Raw genomic sequence first — 668 nt, 5'->3', positions numbered from 1 at the left:
GCCGCCTCCATCAGCACGTCCTTCACATGCGCGGCATCGGTCTTGCCGATGGAGTCCGTTGCGTCGATCTGGATCTCGAAGTGCAGGCCGTGGTGCTTGAGCAGCACCGCGGAAGGTGCGCTTGCATCGCCCTGGAAACCGATGAACTGATCCGGCGATTTCAACGCCGACGCGCCGTTTTTTAACGTGACAACAAGCTTGCCGCCTTCTACGCGATACGCGGCGGCATCGACATGCGAGCCGTTGGCGAGCGGCGCGGCTTCGTCGAGGAACGCGCGAGCGCGGGCGATGACACGCGCCCCGCGAACCGGGTTGAATTGCGCGGTACGTTCGGCGCCGTCGGTGTCGGGAATCGCGTCGGTGCCGTACAGCGCATCGTACAGGCTGCCCCAGCGCGCATTCGCGGCGTTGAGCGCGTAACGCTGGTTGGAGAGCGGCACGACGAGTTGCGGTCCGGCTTGCCCGGCAATTTCCGTATCGACGTTCCGGGTCGTGGCCTGCGCAGCGGCGCTGGCCGGCACGATGTAGCCGATACTTTCCAGAAACGCGCGATACGCTTTCAAGTCGCGCACCGGTCCCGGATTCGCCTTGTGCCACTGGTCCAGCTCCGTTTGCAGCCGGTCGCGTTCGGCGAGCAGCGCGCGGTTCTTCGGCGCGAGGTCGTGGAC

1 pseudogene is annotated in these 668 nt (G+C 65.6%); it reads right to left on the bottom strand.

Annotated elements, in window-relative coordinates:
* A pseudogene (locus tag AWB69_RS45405) lies at positions 1 to 668 on the bottom strand (malate synthase G); the annotation flags it as partial.

Source organism: Caballeronia udeis, assembly GCF_001544555.2.
In the GTDB taxonomy this organism is placed as follows: domain Bacteria; phylum Pseudomonadota; class Gammaproteobacteria; order Burkholderiales; family Burkholderiaceae; genus Caballeronia; species Caballeronia udeis.
This window is presented reverse-complemented; position numbering and strand designations above follow the sequence as displayed.